Origin of the sequence: Anoxybacillus gonensis, assembly GCF_001187595.1 — a bacterium.
GTDB lineage: Bacteria > Bacillota > Bacilli > Bacillales > Anoxybacillaceae > Anoxybacillus > Anoxybacillus gonensis.
In genome coordinates, this window is record NZ_CP012152.1 from 748,895 (window position 1) to 764,688 (window position 15,794).

The 15,794-nt window shown below is 42.2% G+C and carries 15 protein-coding genes, 2 pseudogenes and 1 riboswitch; of the genes and pseudogenes, 11 read left to right on the top strand and 6 right to left on the bottom strand.

The annotated features are described in order from the left end of the window. Positions 1-188 precede the first annotated feature (188 nt). A riboswitch (SAM riboswitch) is annotated at positions 189-297 on the bottom strand. Positions 298-532: 235 nt separating this feature from the next. The 3 genes and pseudogenes from AFK25_RS04090 to AFK25_RS14755 form a co-directional block, all read left to right on the top strand. Then, positions 533-2,083, top strand: a complete 1,551-nt coding sequence (locus tag AFK25_RS04090) for a bifunctional ADP-dependent NAD(P)H-hydrate dehydratase/NAD(P)H-hydrate epimerase (RefSeq protein WP_035067442.1) — start codon at positions 533-535, stop codon at positions 2,081-2,083. A 296-nt stretch (positions 2,084-2,379) separates the two neighbouring features. Then, positions 2,380-3,161 (top strand): annotated as a pseudogene (locus AFK25_RS15335) (IS3 family transposase); the annotation flags it as partial. A gap of 699 nt (positions 3,162-3,860) precedes the next feature. Next, positions 3,861-4,158 (top strand): annotated as a pseudogene (locus AFK25_RS14755) (DUF4351 domain-containing protein); the annotation flags it as partial. 69 nt (positions 4,159-4,227) lie between these two features. Here AFK25_RS14755 and AFK25_RS04105 read toward each other — a convergent pair. The 3 genes from AFK25_RS04105 to AFK25_RS04115 form a co-directional block, all read right to left on the bottom strand. Next, the gene (locus AFK25_RS04105) at positions 4,228-4,998 is read right to left on the bottom strand and encodes a 3-hydroxybutyrate dehydrogenase (protein ID WP_035067436.1); all 771 of its coding nucleotides are present in this window, start codon (positions 4,996-4,998) and stop codon (positions 4,228-4,230) included. Positions 4,999-5,010: 12 nt separating this feature from the next. Beyond that, positions 5,011-6,333 (bottom strand): GntP family permease, encoded by a 1,323-nt coding sequence (locus AFK25_RS04110; RefSeq protein ID WP_019418695.1) that lies wholly within the window; start codon positions 6,331-6,333, stop codon positions 5,011-5,013. A 223-nt stretch (positions 6,334-6,556) separates the two neighbouring features. Next, complete coding sequence (locus AFK25_RS04115) at positions 6,557-7,906, bottom strand: sigma-54 interaction domain-containing protein (protein WP_035067434.1); 1,350 nt, start codon at positions 7,904-7,906, stop codon at positions 6,557-6,559. Between the two features lie 234 nt (positions 7,907-8,140). Here AFK25_RS04115 and AFK25_RS04120 point away from each other — a divergent pair, with 234 nt between their 5' ends. The 4 genes from AFK25_RS04120 to AFK25_RS04135 all read left to right on the top strand — a co-directional run bounded on the left by AFK25_RS04120 (position 8,141) and on the right by AFK25_RS04135 (position 10,767). Continuing rightward, on the top strand, positions 8,141-8,419 hold the full coding sequence (locus AFK25_RS04120) for a transposase (protein ID WP_240483468.1): 279 nt from the start codon (positions 8,141-8,143) through the stop codon (positions 8,417-8,419). 255 nt (positions 8,420-8,674) lie between these two features. Next, on the top strand, positions 8,675-8,983 hold the full coding sequence (locus tag AFK25_RS04125; protein ID WP_019418225.1) for an AbrB/MazE/SpoVT family DNA-binding domain-containing protein: 309 nt from the start codon (positions 8,675-8,677) through the stop codon (positions 8,981-8,983). Next, positions 8,983-9,369, top strand: a complete 387-nt coding sequence (locus tag AFK25_RS04130) for a type II toxin-antitoxin system PemK/MazF family toxin (protein ID WP_035067430.1) — start codon at positions 8,983-8,985, stop codon at positions 9,367-9,369. The genes AFK25_RS04125 and AFK25_RS04130 overlap by 1 nt, the downstream gene beginning before the upstream one ends. Before the next feature lie 483 nt (positions 9,370-9,852). Then, on the top strand, positions 9,853-10,767 hold the full coding sequence (locus tag AFK25_RS04135; RefSeq protein WP_035067428.1) for a DMT family transporter: 915 nt from the start codon (positions 9,853-9,855) through the stop codon (positions 10,765-10,767). A 15-nt stretch (positions 10,768-10,782) separates the two neighbouring features. Here the strand turns inward: AFK25_RS04135 and AFK25_RS04140 are convergent, their stop codons facing one another. Together AFK25_RS04140 and AFK25_RS04145 are read right to left on the bottom strand one after the other, a co-directional pair. Beyond that, positions 10,783-11,088, bottom strand: a complete 306-nt coding sequence (locus AFK25_RS04140) for an AzlD domain-containing protein (RefSeq protein WP_035067426.1) — start codon at positions 11,086-11,088, stop codon at positions 10,783-10,785. After that, positions 11,078-11,767 (bottom strand): AzlC family ABC transporter permease, encoded by a 690-nt coding sequence (locus AFK25_RS04145; RefSeq protein WP_049720867.1) that lies wholly within the window; start codon positions 11,765-11,767, stop codon positions 11,078-11,080. Before AFK25_RS04145 ends, AFK25_RS04140 begins: the two co-directional genes overlap by 11 nt. Positions 11,768-11,894: 127 nt before the next feature. Here AFK25_RS04145 and AFK25_RS15070 point away from each other — a divergent pair, with 127 nt between their 5' ends. Together AFK25_RS15070 and AFK25_RS04150 are read left to right on the top strand one after the other, a co-directional pair. Then, positions 11,895-12,071, top strand: coding sequence for a hypothetical protein (locus AFK25_RS15070; RefSeq protein ID WP_165569765.1), 177 nt, complete (start codon positions 11,895-11,897; stop codon positions 12,069-12,071). Continuing rightward, on the top strand, positions 12,068-12,823 hold the full coding sequence (locus AFK25_RS04150) for a serine/threonine protein kinase (protein WP_035067422.1): 756 nt from the start codon (positions 12,068-12,070) through the stop codon (positions 12,821-12,823). Before AFK25_RS15070 ends, AFK25_RS04150 begins: the two co-directional genes overlap by 4 nt. 13 nt (positions 12,824-12,836) lie before the next feature. On the opposite strand, the gene AFK25_RS04155 is transcribed toward AFK25_RS04150, so the two are convergent. Next, positions 12,837-13,166: a helix-turn-helix domain-containing protein gene (locus AFK25_RS04155; protein ID WP_035067420.1), complete on the bottom strand. Its 330-nt coding sequence runs from the start codon at positions 13,164-13,166 to the stop codon at positions 12,837-12,839. A gap of 183 nt (positions 13,167-13,349) precedes the next feature. Here AFK25_RS04155 and AFK25_RS04160 point away from each other — a divergent pair, with 183 nt between their 5' ends. Both AFK25_RS04160 and aspA read left to right on the top strand, forming a co-directional pair. Then, positions 13,350-14,360 carry an asparaginase gene (locus AFK25_RS04160; RefSeq protein ID WP_035067418.1) on the top strand — a complete coding sequence of 337 codons (1,011 nt, stop codon included), beginning with the start codon at positions 13,350-13,352 and terminating at the stop codon, positions 14,358-14,360. Continuing rightward, positions 14,361-15,770 carry an aspartate ammonia-lyase gene (aspA, locus tag AFK25_RS04165; protein ID WP_035067416.1) on the top strand — a complete coding sequence of 470 codons (1,410 nt, stop codon included), beginning with the start codon at positions 14,361-14,363 and terminating at the stop codon, positions 15,768-15,770. Positions 15,771-15,794 lie beyond the last annotated feature (24 nt).

The window sequence follows — 15,794 nt, forward strand, 5'->3', positions numbered from 1 at the left end:
CTATAAGTGTTTGACCTCACATGCATTTCACATATATCGTTCATTTATCCATGTGCTGTCTTACATATTGTGTTGTGGGGTCTGACACTTTGCTTTTGGATCAGTCTCGTATTATTTATCCTTGCAAATCATGATAAGAAAAAACGCCTCCTTCATTCAGAAAGAGGCATCGGGTATCTATTGTACACGACTTATCTTTCAGAATGAAACCCATTCTGCAGGATTTGGCACCGTTCCTGTTACGAGGAGGTTGCCGGACGTCATAGGGCCTGTTCCCTCGGTCACTCTTGATAAGCGGTGGGCGTATTTAATTTTTAAAATAATAATAATTCTTGAAAAAATGATTGTCAATATATTTTTATCTATGTCAACGGAAGATAACGCTTACATTCTTGGTGTATATAGAAAAAATTTTTTAACGAGTTTTTCATATAGGCAGGGAAGAACGTCAACATGGTTAGTAAACTATACGGAATAGGAAAAAGTGATTTAAAATACTTGTATGAGATTAAACATTTGCGGGGTGATCTTCATGCATGTTGTGACTGCTTCAGAAATGTACGCGATTGATCGATATACCATTCAGAAAATCGGCATGAGTGAAGAATCGTTGATGGAAAATGCCGGACAAGCGGTTGCTGCCGTTTTACTGGAACGAATTCAACCTGCTCAGCGCGTCGCTGTATTGTCAGGAACAGGAAACAATGGCGGCGACGGGTTTGTTGTTGCGAGGGTGCTAAAGAGTTATGGTTATACGACGGATTTATGGTTAATACCGCCAAAGGAAAAAGTAAAAGGCGCGGCGAAAAAAGCACTTGAAATCTATGAAAATTCGGGATATGAAGTAAAGAATTACATAGGAAATGAGAAGGAATTTATCGAACAATTACGTCATTATGACGTGATCATTGACGCTTTGCTTGGAATTGGCATAAATGGGGCATTGCGCTCTCCATATAAAGAAATCATTGAAAAAGTGAACGAAGCAAAGGGGTTTGTTGTGTATGCCATTGACGTACCAAGCGGAATTCCGGCGGACGGCGGAGCTGTGGAAACAGCGATTCAGGCGGATGTAACGATTACGATTCAATATCCAAAGCTAAGTGCATATACTTTTCCAACAGCTGATTACTATGGTGAATTAATCGTAGTCGATATTGGTATTCCACCGCTTTCTCTAGAAAAAAATGCCGAGTTTCGCCGACTATGGAGTGAAGCGGCTGTTGCAAGAACGATGCCGGTAAGAAAGCGTTCGTCCCATAAAGGTACTTATGGAAAAGGGCTTGTAATTGGCGGCTCGCGAAATATGACAGGCGCTGTCATTATGACTGCAAAAGCGGCTTTAAGAAGCGGAACTGGATTGCTGACAATGGCTGTTCCGAATGATGTTTATCCCGTTGTCGCCACCCATATTCCAGAGGTGATGTATCATCCGTGTTCATCGTTGAACGGCTGCTTTGCCGGGGAAATCGATTTGATCACCTTGGATGTTGACGCGATTGCCGCAGGACCGGGCATGGGGAGAACGATGGGAGCGAAAAGTGTTATCCAAAAGGTGCTATGCCAAGATGTTCCAGTCGTTCTTGATGCGGATGCGTTATATTTTTGGAACGATTATGTTTCGATAATACGTGACCGAACAGAAGCGACGATTTTAACGCCGCATTCTGGAGAAATGGCGCGAATGCTTGGCGTTTCCATTGACGATGTCGAAAGAGACCGTTTTGGCATTGCAAAGCAATTTGCAATGGGCAATGGTGTTTACCTTGTGTTAAAAGGACCTTACACCATTGTCACGACCCCAGATGGAAAGCAATACGTGAATACAAGCGGAAATCCAGCGTTAGCAAAAGGCGGAAGCGGCGATGTACTCACTGGAATCATTCTTGCGTTTATCATGCAGCACGACAACATTCAAGAAGCCATTTGCAATGCCGTGTTCGTGCATGGAAAAGCGGCGGATGCGCTCGTCGAGAAAGAGCATTCACCAATGGATGTGCTTGCGACAGATGTCATCGAGGCCATTCCGCAAACACTTTTTTCACTTTATAAAAAGGGAGCCTCGTATCAGAAACAAAAATGAAGTATATGAATACGAAAAATAGACCTCTTCCGAGCATTGCCGTTCAAGCGAGGTCTATTTTTATTTTGATATTTCGATGGTTGCTTTTGGGGCAGTCTTATTTGTCAATGATGTGTTTTTAATAAGTGAAGCTTTTCCTCTGTGCGGGCGATGCGGCTAATTTGGTAGTCTAACCGTTGATGAATATAGATGATGTCTTCTTTTGTGGCCATCTCACGATTGATGTTAGTCTAGATTATAGACACAACGAATAGAGAAATGTACAGTAAATCTATCAATGATGAGGAGTGTCTATAATGACAAGACGTTTTGATAAAGAATTCAAAATACATGCAGTAAAATTAGTGGTTGAGGAAGGAAAGGCGGTCGCTCAAACCGCAAGACAACTCGATATTTCGCCAAAAACGCTTCATAAATGGGTAGCAGATTATAAAAAAGATGCTGAGCATAGCTTTGTCAGGAGTGGAAACCTCAAGTCGGAAGATCGTGAAAAGCGTGAACTTCAAAAACGTATTCGGGATCTGGAGGAGGAAAACGCGATCTTAAAAAAGGCCATGAGCATCTTCGCCAAAAATCAGAAGTAATTTATGCATTCATTCATACGCATAGAAAGGAGTTTCGCGTGGCGAAGATGTGTGAAGTCTTAGGCGTTTCAAGAAGTGGATACTATGCATGGGTCAAACGACCAGAAAGTCAACAAAAGAAAAGACAGGAAGCATTGAAAAAGCAAATCAAAAAGATTCATATCGAGTCAAGAGAAACGTATGGCAGTCCAAAAATCACAAAAATCCTTCAGAAACAAGGGGTTAAGGTATCTCAAAAAACGGTCGCCAGAATCATGAAAGATGGTGATATTCGTTCAAAAACAAAGAAAAAATATAAGGCAACCACAAACTCGAAGCATCATTTGCCTGTGTATCCCAACTTATTGAATCAGCAGTTTGAAGCAGATGAGCCGAATCAAGTATGGATGGCGGATATCACGTATATTTGGACGAAAGAAGGTTGGCTGTATTTAGCTTCGGTCATGGATTTGTTTTCTCGTAAAATCGTTGGCTGGTGTCTTTCCGAGCGAATTCATTCCGCTAAAGAGTACATATCTCCGATGGCATATGAGAAGATGTATCAGCAAGGCAAAAAGCAGTGAACTCTTCTCTCCACAAAGTCACGATATAAGGGACATCTTTCCTCTTGAGGAGGGGAAGGGTTTACCAAACACTTCTCCTTCTCAAGAGGCCACCAAACGAAGTGCGGTAGTAGGGTTTTAAAGTTTTTCTCGATTTTACGTGTCTATTTTCTTGACATAATACCATACTCAATAGTGGACAGTTTCATGTTGTTAAAATCGGAAGATAATTAAGAGTAAGCAAAACTGTGTTTCTTAAATGGTTAAATGGTACAAACGAGGCTGGATGATATACAGTCTCGTTTTTTATTTGCTTTTCATATTAATTGGAGGATTTGGTGTGGATTTTGGCGGAGGAATAGGTGAAAAAAGATAAAAAATGATATAATTAAATAAAAAGTTAATTTCTATGAGTATCAATAAAATATTGATTTAATAAGGTTTTTTAGGTTAGATAAAACTAATTAAAATTATATATAAATAATAAATTCCACCTTGACAGGGTGGAGGTCGCTGGTTCGAGCCCAGTCGGAATCATCGCAAAACCCGAGTTCTGTAAAAGAGCTCGGGTTTTTTGTTGTATTCAGCATCTCCTCCCGACTGTCGCGCATGTTTTCGTATGTAGGAAAAGAGATGATATTGTCGAATGATGAACATGAACGGATAGAACTGAAAAAGCAATTTTTACGCATGCTTGTCCGAATGGAATTAGATGAAGCGACATAACGGTTGCTGTTTGGCTTTTTTAACGATCCGATGAAGAAGAACGAAGGCTACGAAGCGCGGTGAATGGAATGGAGAAAGTGATGGAATTGATGATTTCGTATGAACTACAAGGGATGAAGCGCCTTGTACAAACGATGGCGAAAAAAGGATGAGCGTAAAAGACATTGCAAACATCACAGACCTTGCGGAAGGAGAAGTGGAGCGGTTTGTAGAGAAAGAATGAGTTGTTTCCTGATACAGTTGGTTTATTTGCTGAACAATCGAAGCCCCCAAAAAGATTTGGGGGCTTCAATCATTGCGCTGTGTAACCACCATCAATGACAATCGCTTGACCTGTAATCCCTTTCGCTTGATCACTGCCGATAAATAGAGCGTAATTAGCAATTTCTTCAACAGATAATAAACGTCGCTGAGGGACAAGTGGATAAATAACTTCCTCTAATACGGCTTCTAGTGACACGTTTCTTGTTTTTGCTAGATCAGTTAACTGATTACGTACGAGTGGGGTATCAACGTAACCGGGACAAAGTGCATTGACGGTAATTCCATAAGGTGCCCCTTCAAGAGCAGCGACTTTTGTAAGTCCAATAACCCCATGTTTAGCGCTATTGTATGCTGCTTTCCCCGCAAATCCTACCAATCCGTTAATCGACGCCATATTAATAATGCGACCATACTGTTGTTGTTTCATGATTGGAAAGGCTTTCTTAATCGCCATAAACGGTGCAGTAAGCATAATACGAATGAGTGTTTCAAATTTTTCTGTTGGAAAATCTTCAATCAAAGCCACATGCTGCATGCCTGCATTATTCACTAAAATATCGAGCCGGCCATAACGCTCAACCGTTTGATGCAAACAGCGATCTAATGCTTCTTCTGACGTGACGTCGCAAACCATACCGGTCACGTCATGTGATGATAAAGTAGCAACAGCTTGATGTACCGATTCTTCATGAATGTCCGTTAATACAACTTTTGCGCCGTACTTAGCAAATGTTTTTGCTATTTCAAATCCGATGCCACGAGCAGCGCCTGTAATAAACATTACGCGACCTTGTAACATATATGCTCCCCCTTAAATCCCTAATCCGAATGAAAATAAAATAATAGCTAATATTGTGCCTAGCAATGGAACGATGACGGTTAATGCTCCGACTGGATTATATGCATCCTGGTGCGTTTCCCCACAAATAGCCCGAATTGTCGTAACGACATATCCATTATGCGGCAATGAGTCAAGTGCCCCAGACGAAATCGACACGACGCGATGTAATGCCTCTGGATTTACTCCAGCGTCTAAATAATGTGGGGCAATAAGTGGCAAAGCGATCGCTTGCCCTCCAGATGCCGATCCCGTCATACCGGCAATAACACTGACTGCAATCGCACTACCAATGAGCGGACTACCTGGAATGTTCGTAATCGTTTCAACCGCAAGTTGAAAAGCAGGTGCCGCTTTAGCCACTCCTCCAAATCCAACAACCGCCGCCGTATTTCCTAGCGCAAGCAACGCTCCTAACGTTCCTTCTGATAGCGCTCCAGTGAAATTTTGAAAATATTTTCGGTTTAATATATACACAGCGATAATCCCACCAAGTAAAGCGACAATTAATGCTGACTGTTTTAACGAATCGTGGAAGACGAATGAAATGACTAATACAATGATCAGTGGAACAAGCCCTGCAAGCGGATGTGGTAGAAGTCTTGCCTTTTCCTCAGTTGGATCTCCGTCACGAGCAATAAAATATTCGCCATTGGCTACCGCTCGATTAATCATACGCTTCAACCACCAATAGCCAAACAACGCCATAAAAATTGCAACAATAATACTTACTTCCCATCCTGCATAAGGTGATGTGTGCAAATACTCAATTGGAATCCAGTTTTGAATTTCAGGCGATCCGGCAGATGTCATTGTAAACGTCACCGAACCAAATGCTAGTGTTGCTGGTATGAAACGTCTCGGCAAATTAGCTTGCTTAAACAAACTAACCGCCATCGGATAAACAGAAAACGCAACAACGAATAAGCTAACGCCACCATATGTCAAAATTGCACATGCTACAACGACCGCTAGTGCTGCATGTTTTAAACCAATTTTTTTAACAACCCATTTCGATACACTGTCAGCCGCCCCGCTATCTTCCATCACTTTTCCAAAAATCGCACCAAGCAAAAACATTAAGTACCATGATTGAACGAATCCAGAAAACCCGGCCATGTAGTTCCCAACAAAATTCGCCTGTCCTTCGCCAGCAAGTTGCGGAAATAACGGAAGTTCACTAAACAAAGCGACAATAAGCGCGCATAACGGAGCAGCAATAAATAAGTTCATTCCTCTCATCGTCAAAAAGATTAACAACGCCAGACCACCAATTAAACCGATCATACTCCACATCGTTTCATCCCCCTTATACTCATTTTAGAAACCGTTTTCATTTCTCCTTTCCCCCTTTCACTTCTTTTATTTTGCAAACTTCGTGCCAAGTCGTTGTCCATCGCAATAAACACTATATGTATATTGTTTATTCCATTTTTCAAGAAACGCCTTTTCATTTTCCTTGATATATGGACAAATAAAAATTCCGCCATTGTGGAACGAATTCCAGCATGGCGGAATGTCATATGCCGTATTTTTTTATTTTCTCATACATCGCAGATTTACTAATGCCAAGCGACTTGGCTGCTTTTTGTTTATCAAAATGATGCCGTTGCAAACTTTGTTGGATGATTTGTTTTTCAGCTTCTTCTAATAGTTGTTTCAATGTCTTTCCATCCGTTTGATAAACGCCCGTTGTTCGCAAATATTCTGGCAACGCTTCTAACGTAATCGTCTCTCCACTCGCAAAGTAAACAGACGCTTCAATGACGTTTTCTAACTCGCGAATATTGCCAGGCCATATGTGACGTCGCAAAATGTCCATCACATCTGGCGTAATGGAACGAATGCGCTTTCCGGAACGTTTACACACTTTGTCGAGAAAGTGATGAATAAGCGGTTCAATATCTTCTGGTCGTTCACGAAGCGTTGGAATGAAAAAGGGAACAACGTTAATGCGATAATATAAGTCTTGGCGAAATAGTTTTTCTTCAATCATCTTTTCTAAAGGTCGATTCGTTGCTGCAATAATGCGCACATCAATGTTGATCGTTTTCGTCGCACCGACAGGTTCAATTTCTTTTTCCTGTAACACTCGAAGTAGTTTCACTTGCATATGTAATGGCATATCGCCAATTTCATCAAGAAAAATCGTGCCACCATCCGCTAATTGAAATTTTCCTTTTTTCCCACCTTTCCTTGCTCCCGTAAATGCGCCATCCTCATATCCAAATAGCTCTGATTCAAGCAAATGTTCAGGGATGACACCACAATTAATTTTTACAAACGGTTGGTCGCTTCGGCTGCTGAGCTGATGAATGCTATGGGCAAACAATTCTTTTCCTGTCCCACTTTCGCCACGAATCAAAATAGAAATGTCGCTATCCGCAATTCGCTTCACCTTTTCTTTCAATTGTTCCATTTGTTTTGAAACGGAAATAATATGATTAAGCGTATATTTCGCCCCACTATGTTCTTTCCATTCTTGCAAATATGTTTGTAGTTGAGGAAGCAGACTTTTAATATGACTGTTCATCCGTTTCCACTCATTTGTATCGCGAAAAATAACCGTACCAACCGCTCCGATCACTTTTCCATCCATCCAAATGGGAATACGATTAGCAATCATATAGTTTCCTTGAATATAATGCAAATCAGCAATTTCTTCCTGACCTGTTTGAACAACAATATGCATGCGCGTATTTTCAATTACTTCGGTCACATGTTTACCAATGACTTCTTCTTTCTTTTTCCCTAAGAAATCACAATAATTTTTATTCATATATACGATCGTTCCTTTATGATCCACCACAACAATCCATTCATACGCTTGATCGATAACCGTTTCTAAAATTTTATGCTCAAATAACAACTTCACCCCTCCTTTTCGAATTTTTTTAAATTTTTAATCTATTTTACTATAAAAACAAAAGATTGTTTATTCAACTGTTGAAAAATATATACATCCAAATTAACATTTTAACCTCTGGTTTACGCAGTACACCCGATGCGACGTAACACCTCATCTGGGTGCTGTAAGACGTGTTGCTCAAACCGAGTAATCGACTGGACGATGTCCTTTTGATTTTTGCGCAAGATGTTGGCGGTGACTTCATCTTTCAGCCACTTCCACAACCGTGCAATTATCAAACGATCAGATGAAGAAGAACGAAGACTACGAAGCGAGGTGAATGAAATGGAGACGAAAGAAAAAGACAAAGTGATGGAGCTAATTATTTCGTATGAACAAAAGGCGTTAGAAAAGGGAAGAGAAGAAGGAATGAAGCGCCTTGTACAAACGATGGCGAAAAAAGGGATGAGCGTAAAAGATATTGCGAACGTTACGGATCTTTCGGAAGAAGAAGTGGAGCGGTTGTTGGAGTAGGGGGGCCTCACAGCGCTCCACCTTCTTTTGTTTTTGTAAAAATTGTTTTTACACACAAGATTACATTACAATGTTCTTTATTTGATGTGCTATAGAGACGATTAAAAAACCTTTTCTTGACAACATACTTTTTCAACACCTTGCAAATAACCCTCTCAAAGGGGATTATTTGGTGTTTGTAGAAAAATAAGGTGTATCATTTTTTCGGAAGATCGTATATACTATGTATATACATTTTGGTTGGGGGGTGATATAATGAACTCAAAGGAACATTTAGAAAGCAAAATAAACCAAAGTAAAGGAGGAGACTACATGTCTACAGTTGTTGCTCAAAAATGGGGAAACAGTTTGGGCATTCGTATCCCAAAAGATGTTGCTGATCAAATAGGGATTAAACAAGGTTCCGAAATAGAATTAAATGTGATTGGAAATGAAGGGATCATCACATTAAAACCAAAAAGAACACGGAAGAAATACACACTGGAAGAACTAATATCACAGATTACACCTGAAAATCGACACGAAGAAATTGATTTCGGGATAGAAGGGCGTGAATTGATTTAATGTCAGCAGACGTACCAGAGAGAGGCGATTTCGTTGTTTTAAACTTCAATCCACAAGCTGGGCATGAGCAGGCTGGGAGAAGGAATGCGATTGTTTTATCGCCTAAAAAATTCAATCAAGCAACAGGATTTATAGCTGTTTGTCCGATTACCACTCAAAAGAAGGGTTACCCTTTCGAAGTGGATTTACCAAAAGAAGGAATATCTCTTGGTGGCGATGGCTATCCAATAACAGGGGTAGTTTTAACTGATCAAATTAAATCATTGGATTGGAAAGCTCGTCATCTAAAAATTTTAAAGAAGTATAATCCAGAAGATGCACAAATTGAAGAAATAGATAAAATAATTGATGAATGCCTAGCGAAAATAGAAACATATCTGACTTGACATAATCCTTTCTCTTTCAGAAAGGGTTATTTTTTACTTTAAAGTTTCTTGATAATTGTTGAAAAGCTAATTTTAGTTGGTCAGGTGTCGAAAAACCGAAATTAGTAAGTTGGTCGTTTTTATTTTAATTGCGGAAGTTGTGAGTCAAATTGGCATTTTGTTTGCTTACTTTTGTCATTAAATCCACAAGAAAAATGAGTCCAGTAAACGGTTCAACATAGCAAAAAACTAGTCCTATCAAGGAGTTGCTTCTTTAATGGCTGGCGCAAGTACATCTTTTGGTGATGAACTAGTAAAAATATGATTTAAACAACCAAGTGATATGTAAAAGCGGGCGAAACATTTGATACAATGAAGAAATAACAAATGAACAGGAGGGAAGAACGATGTTGTTTGAAAACGATCAACCAGCAGCTTGCTCCTAAGACGGGGCAAGCGCACGTTCCGTCTTGTAGAAAAAAGAAAAAAGACGGAGGGGAAAAGATGAGACAAACGTTTTTCGGTTCGTTGTATTTGTCGCTCGCTGCTAGCATTTGGGGTGGAATGTATGTCGTTAGTAAATATGTGCTCGATTACGTTCCGCCATTTACGCTCGTATGGCTTCGTTATGCAATTGCTTTTTTTGTATTATGGACGATTTTACGACTAAAGCGCATCCCGATGCCAAAAGGAAAAAACGATTGGAAACCGATCATATATATTGGAGTTGTTGGATACGTTCTTTCGATTTCCTTACAGTTCGTCGGGACGAAATGGTCGGATGCGCACACGGCTTCGCTCATTACGTCGGCCACGCCTGCTTTCATCGTCATCTTTGCCCGCTGGATGTTGCATGAAACGATGACGATGCGGAAACTCAGTGCGTTGTTACTCGCAACTGCGGGGGTTGTTGTCGTCGTTGGATTTAGCGAGGGGGAGACGACTTCGTTTTTAGGGAACGTCTTACTCGTTGGAGCAGCGGTGACGTGGGCGCTTTTATCTGTGCTCGTCAAAATGGCATCTGCGCGCCTTTCCGTATTAGTGATCACGACATACGCCATTTTTGTCGCTTTCATTGGCACAACGCCGATGATGGTATGGGAATGGTGGGAAGGGATGTCAAAAACGTTTTCGTTTCCGGTCGTGCTCGGGATTTTTTATCTCGGAATCGTGTCGACGGCTGGGGCGTTTTTTCTTTGGAATAAAGGGATGGAAATGATGGATGCTGGGGTCGGTTCGCTCTTTTTCTTTTTCCAACCACTTGTCGGCTCTTTGTTCGGTTGGCTGTTTTTGCATGAACAATTGCGCTTCTCATTTTGGGTTGGTGGAGCGTTCATTGTTGGTGGAGTCGTCATGGCTGTTTTGGAGAAAAACGGAGTGGAAAGCGAACGGCAAAATGAAGAAAAAGTCAGCGTGTGATGCGCTGACTTTTTACTATGACACCATCGTATATGCGGTTAACACAAGGACGGATATGAAGACGACGCTCATGACGTTTGCGCCGAGCCATGAGGCAAGTACGGCACTCACAAAGCCGAGGATGCCAAATGCCGGATCGTCTTGAATGAGAAAAATGCCCGGAATAATTAAAGCGCCGAGCGTGGCGTACGGGACGTTGCGCAATACACCGCGCCAAAATGGCGGCAAGTTCATGCGATGAAAAACCGTCAACGGAAGCATGCGCGGAATGTATGTCACGATGCCCATGCCAACAATGATGAGAAAAATGTTATCGTACATATTCCGCCTCCTTTCCTTTTTCTACAATCCACTGCATACATATAGCCGAAACGATTGTAGAGATGACGATGGCCCATCCTTTTGGGACGTTGAGCCATAATAAAAGCGCGCTGTTCATAAGACCAGAGCACACCGCAAGCCAAAGCGCTTTTCGTTCGGTTTTGATGGCGGGGACTAATAGCCCGACAAACATCGCATACAAGGCGACAGATAAGCCGATTTGTACGGTTTCTGGCAAATATGCGCCAACGATATGTCCGATGGCTGAATGGACGACCCAACTGCTGTAGGAAATCGAAATAAGCCCGAACATATACGAAGCAGAGACGGGTCCTTCTTTCATGGCGGCGACAGAAAACGTTTCATCTGTGATGCCGAATGCGTATAGCGCTTTTTTCCAAAGTGCGTCATGTTCTGCTTTTTCATGAAGAGATGCGGACATTAAAAAATGCCGAATGTTTAAAATAAATGTCGTTAAAATGATTTCAAATGGGCCGGTGCCAAGAGATAGTAAATTGAGCGAAATGTATTGTGCGGCCCCTGCAAATACAATCATGCTCATAAGCGTCGTATCGATCAGCGTTAGCCCTGTTGATTTCGCTAACAACCCGAACATGAGCGCAACAGGCGCATATCCAATCGCAATCGCTGTTCCTGACTTCACTCCATCCCGAAACATATGCATTCCCCCTTCTTTTGTATTTTCATAAAATTTTTTCTATTTCGCAAGACATATATGTCAAATGTGAAACTTTTTTTTCTCTTTTTCGTATATTCAAGTATTCAAGATGAAGGGGATGATAACTATGTTGAAAAAATTGCTGGAAATGCTTTTACACAAAAGCATGCATAAACATCGTTACAGCAGCAGCGATCGTTATACGTACCGTCCGCATCGCCATCCGTCGCAATACGGCTATAAGCATTATAAGAAAAAACATCATAGCCACAGCATTTTCTCTAGCTTTTTTGGCAGTTCATGATTTTTATTGAAAAGCCGTATCGAGAAGGAACGGTCGTAAACGGTCGGTACACGATTCAAACGCAACTTGGAGAAGGCAGCTATGGTGTGGCGTACGTGGCGCGCGATGAAGAAACGAAGGAGCTTGTCGTTTTAAAACAGATGAAGCGGACGAAAAGAAAGAAGCGGCGCGCATCGTTTGAACGAGAAGCGCTCATTTTAAAAAAGCTCAATCATCCTCAAATACCGAAGTTGTACGACTCGTTTGACGTGCGCGGCACGTTGCATCTTGTCATGGAATATATTGAAGGAGATACGATTGAGACGCTTATTTTTGATAAAAACAAAACGTACGATGAAAAAGAAGCGTTTTCACTATTGGCAGATGTGTTGCGTGTCGTGCAATACATTCACGCGCACGGCATTGTGCATCGCGACTTACGCATCCCAAATATCGTTTTTCGCAACGGGATTGTATATGTGCTCGATTTTGGACTTGCGCGCTTTTTATCCGAAAAAAATGAACGGCTGTTTACACTTGAACAGCGGCTCAGGCGAACCATTGCTGTAACAAGCGACATATACGCCCTCGGCCATTTTTTATTGTTTTTATTGTACTCTTCTTATGAGCCGACAGCGGACAAAGAGAAAAGCTGGGAAGACGAACTGTCCTTGTCAAAAGAAGCACGTCATGTGTTGCGACGCATGTTGCAGCTAGATCGGCCGTATGCTTCTGTGGAACAATTGATGCGCGATGTCGCGATCATTCCGTAGGCGTTTTGTGCGCCTATTTCTTTTTTTCGATGTCGCGTTTTGCGCGAAGAAAAGCAATGAGCCAAACGATTTCGTCTTCCGTCACCGTTTTTCCATCGACCGTCATATGAAACGCCGCATTCGTCAGCTCAATGGTCGGTTGCTCATCATCTGTGGCGCCAAGCAAATAATCCGTTGTTGTGCCAAATAAGATGGCGAGTTCTTTGACAGCTTCTAACGACGGTTGACGATACCCCGATTCATAGCCAGCATATGTACTTTTTGCGATATTTAGTTGATCGGCAATATATTGCAGCGACCATTGTTTCTTTTTCCGCAACTCCGATAATCGTTTTGAAATCATCATCTTCTCTCCCTTACTATGCTTCGTTCGCAAAACGAATAAAAATACTTGTTATTTTCTATTTTCCTAAATATAATTGAATTAAAGGTACGCGAATCGCGAACAACTTTATTTATAGTTTACACGATGTAACACAAAGAATACAATAGATGACTTAAAATCGCCATATTTGAGGTGACGATGATGAAAAATATTTTGTTGCTTGCGACAGGCGGCACGATTGCTTCTGTGCCGAGTGAAGAAGGGTTGACGCCGAAGTTGACGGCAGAGGAATTGACGAGCTACATTACGATCGACAATCAGCCGTATCGGCTACATAGCCAAATTTTAATGAACATCGACAGCACAAATATGCAGCCAGAACATTGGCGCGATATTGCTGAGGCGATTTATACACAGTACGATCAATATGACGGTTTCGTCGTCACACACGGAACGGATACGATGGCTTATACAGCAGCCGCGTTATCATATATGATCCAAAACAGCCACAAACCGATTGTATTGACCGGTTCACAAGTGCCGATCGGTTTTCCGAAAACAGATGCGAAAAAAAATATACGCGATGCGCTTCGTTTTGCGTGCGAAGACGTCGGCGGGGTATTTGTCGTCTTCGATGGGCGCGTCATTTTAGGAACGAGAGCGGTAAAAATGCGGACGAAAAGTTACGACGCCTTTGAAAGCATTAACCATCCGTACGTCGCCTACATTCATGGGGAAACGATTCATTATCAATATGAGCTCCAGAAGCCGAGCGGAAAACTGCAGTTTGATGCGTCGCTTTGTCCAGATGTGTTTTTGTTGAAGCTTCATCCGGGCACAAAGCCAGAAATATTTGATTACATTCGCCATTTATATCGCGGCGTCATCATCGAAAGCTTCGGAAGCGGCGGCGTGCCGTTTCAAGGGCGCAATTTGTTGCCGAAAATAAAAGAACTTATTGATGATGGCATGGCCGTCGTCATTACGACCCAATGTTTAGAAGAAGGAGAAGACTTAACGTTATACGAAGTCGGGCGAAAAGTAGCGCAAAACACCGTTATTTTATCCGGTGATATGAATACGGAAGCGATCGTACCAAAGCTGATGTGGGCGCTAGGAAAAACGACGAATTTGCTTGACATTAAAAACATGATGGAAACGCCAATCGCAAATGATATGACACGAAAACAAGAAGAAGGTTGGGATGCGTAAATGATGCAAACGAAAGATGTACGAATCGAACGAGATTTGCTTGGCGAAAAAGAAATTCCATACGACGCATATTACGGCATTCAAACGATGCGTGCGGCAGAAAACTTCCCGATTACAGGGTATCGATTGCATCGCGAACTCATTCAAGCGATGGCGATCGTAAAAAAAGCGGCTGCGCTTGCGAATATGGAAACGGGTCAACTCGATGCGCGCATCGGTCAGGCGATTGTCAAAGCGGCAGAAGAAGTGATCGCAGGACAATGGCACGATCAGTTTATCGTTGACCCGATTCAAGGTGGCGCAGGAACGTCGATTAATATGAATACGAACGAAGTGATCGCGAATCGCGCACTTGAATGGTTAGGGGAGAGAAAAGGAAGTTACCATATCATTAGCCCAAATACGCACGTCAACATGTCACAATCGACAAACGACGTGTTTCCGACGGCCATTCATATTGCGGTGTTAAACATGGTGAACCAATTGCTTCAAACGATGGAGCATATGCACGATACGTTCGCCGATAAAGCGAAACAGTTTGATCACGTCATTAAAATGGGGCGGACGCATCTGCAAGACGCTGTTCCGATTCGGCTCGGGCAAGAATTTGAAGCATATCGCCGCGTCGTGAAGCGCGATATGGAGCGCATTGCGCAGTCGCGCCAACATCTATATGAAGTAAATATCGGCGCAACAGCGGTAGGTACAGGATTAAATGCCGATCCGGTCTATATTGAGCGCGTCATTTTTCATCTCGTTCGTTTGACGGGATTGCCGCTTGTGCGCGCAGAACATCTCGTTGATGCGACACAAAATACAGATGCGTATACAGAAGTATCGGCCGCTTTAAAAATATGTATGATCAACATGTCGAAAATTGCCAACGATCTTCGTCTCATGGCATCTGGTCCGCGCGCGGGGCTTGGAGAAATTACATTGCCTGCTCGCCAACCCGGTTCGTCCATTATGCCGGGAAAAGTGAATCCGGTCATGGCGGAAGTGGTGAATCAAGTCGCATTTCAAGTGATCGGCAACGACCAAACGATTTGTTTAGCATCGGAAGCAGGGCAGCTCGAGTTAAACGTCATGGAGCCTGTGCTTGTGTTTAATTTGCTTCAGTCGCTTCATATGATGGACAATGTGTTTCGCGTGTTTACCGACTACTGCTTAGCTGGCATTGAAGCGAATGAAGAAAGATTAAAACAACATGTCGAAAACAGCATCGGCGTCATTACAGCAGTCAATCCGTACATCGGCTATGAAGCGGCATCACGCATCGCAAAAGAAGCGCTTCGTACCGGAAAATCGGTGCGTGAATTATGCCTCGAGCAAAATTTGTTGAATGAAACAGAGCTATCTGCTATTTTAGACCCGTATGCGATGACAAGTCCAGGCATTGCAGGAAAATAACACGAATCGACAAAGAAAAGGAAG

Bases quoted from the DNA above. Each gene is read 5' to 3' on its own strand.
- AFK25_RS04090 (WP_035067442.1), top strand. From the start codon at position 533: ATGCATGTTGTGACTGCTTCAGAAATGTACGCGATTGATCGATATACC.
- AFK25_RS04105 (WP_035067436.1), bottom strand. From the start codon at position 4,998: ATGTTACAAGGTCGCGTAATGTTTATTACAGGCGCTGCTCGTGGCATC.
- AFK25_RS04110 (WP_019418695.1), bottom strand. From the start codon at position 6,333: ATGTGGAGTATGATCGGTTTAATTGGTGGTCTGGCGTTGTTAATCTTT.
- AFK25_RS04125 (WP_019418225.1), top strand. From the start codon at position 8,675: ATGAACTCAAAGGAACATTTAGAAAGCAAAATAAACCAAAGTAAAGGA.
- AFK25_RS04130 (WP_035067430.1), top strand. From the start codon at position 8,983: ATGTCAGCAGACGTACCAGAGAGAGGCGATTTCGTTGTTTTAAACTTC.
- AFK25_RS04135 (WP_035067428.1), top strand. From the start codon at position 9,853: ATGAGACAAACGTTTTTCGGTTCGTTGTATTTGTCGCTCGCTGCTAGC.
- AFK25_RS04140 (WP_035067426.1), bottom strand. From the start codon at position 11,088: ATGTACGATAACATTTTTCTCATCATTGTTGGCATGGGCATCGTGACA.
- AFK25_RS04145 (WP_049720867.1), bottom strand. From the start codon at position 11,767: ATGTTTCGGGATGGAGTGAAGTCAGGAACAGCGATTGCGATTGGATAT.
- AFK25_RS15070 (WP_165569765.1), top strand. From the start codon at position 11,895: ATGTTGAAAAAATTGCTGGAAATGCTTTTACACAAAAGCATGCATAAA.
- AFK25_RS04150 (WP_035067422.1), top strand. From the start codon at position 12,068: ATGATTTTTATTGAAAAGCCGTATCGAGAAGGAACGGTCGTAAACGGT.
- AFK25_RS04155 (WP_035067420.1), bottom strand. From the start codon at position 13,166: ATGATTTCAAAACGATTATCGGAGTTGCGGAAAAAGAAACAATGGTCG.
- AFK25_RS04160 (WP_035067418.1), top strand. From the start codon at position 13,350: ATGAAAAATATTTTGTTGCTTGCGACAGGCGGCACGATTGCTTCTGTG.
- aspA (WP_035067416.1), top strand. From the start codon at position 14,361: ATGATGCAAACGAAAGATGTACGAATCGAACGAGATTTGCTTGGCGAA.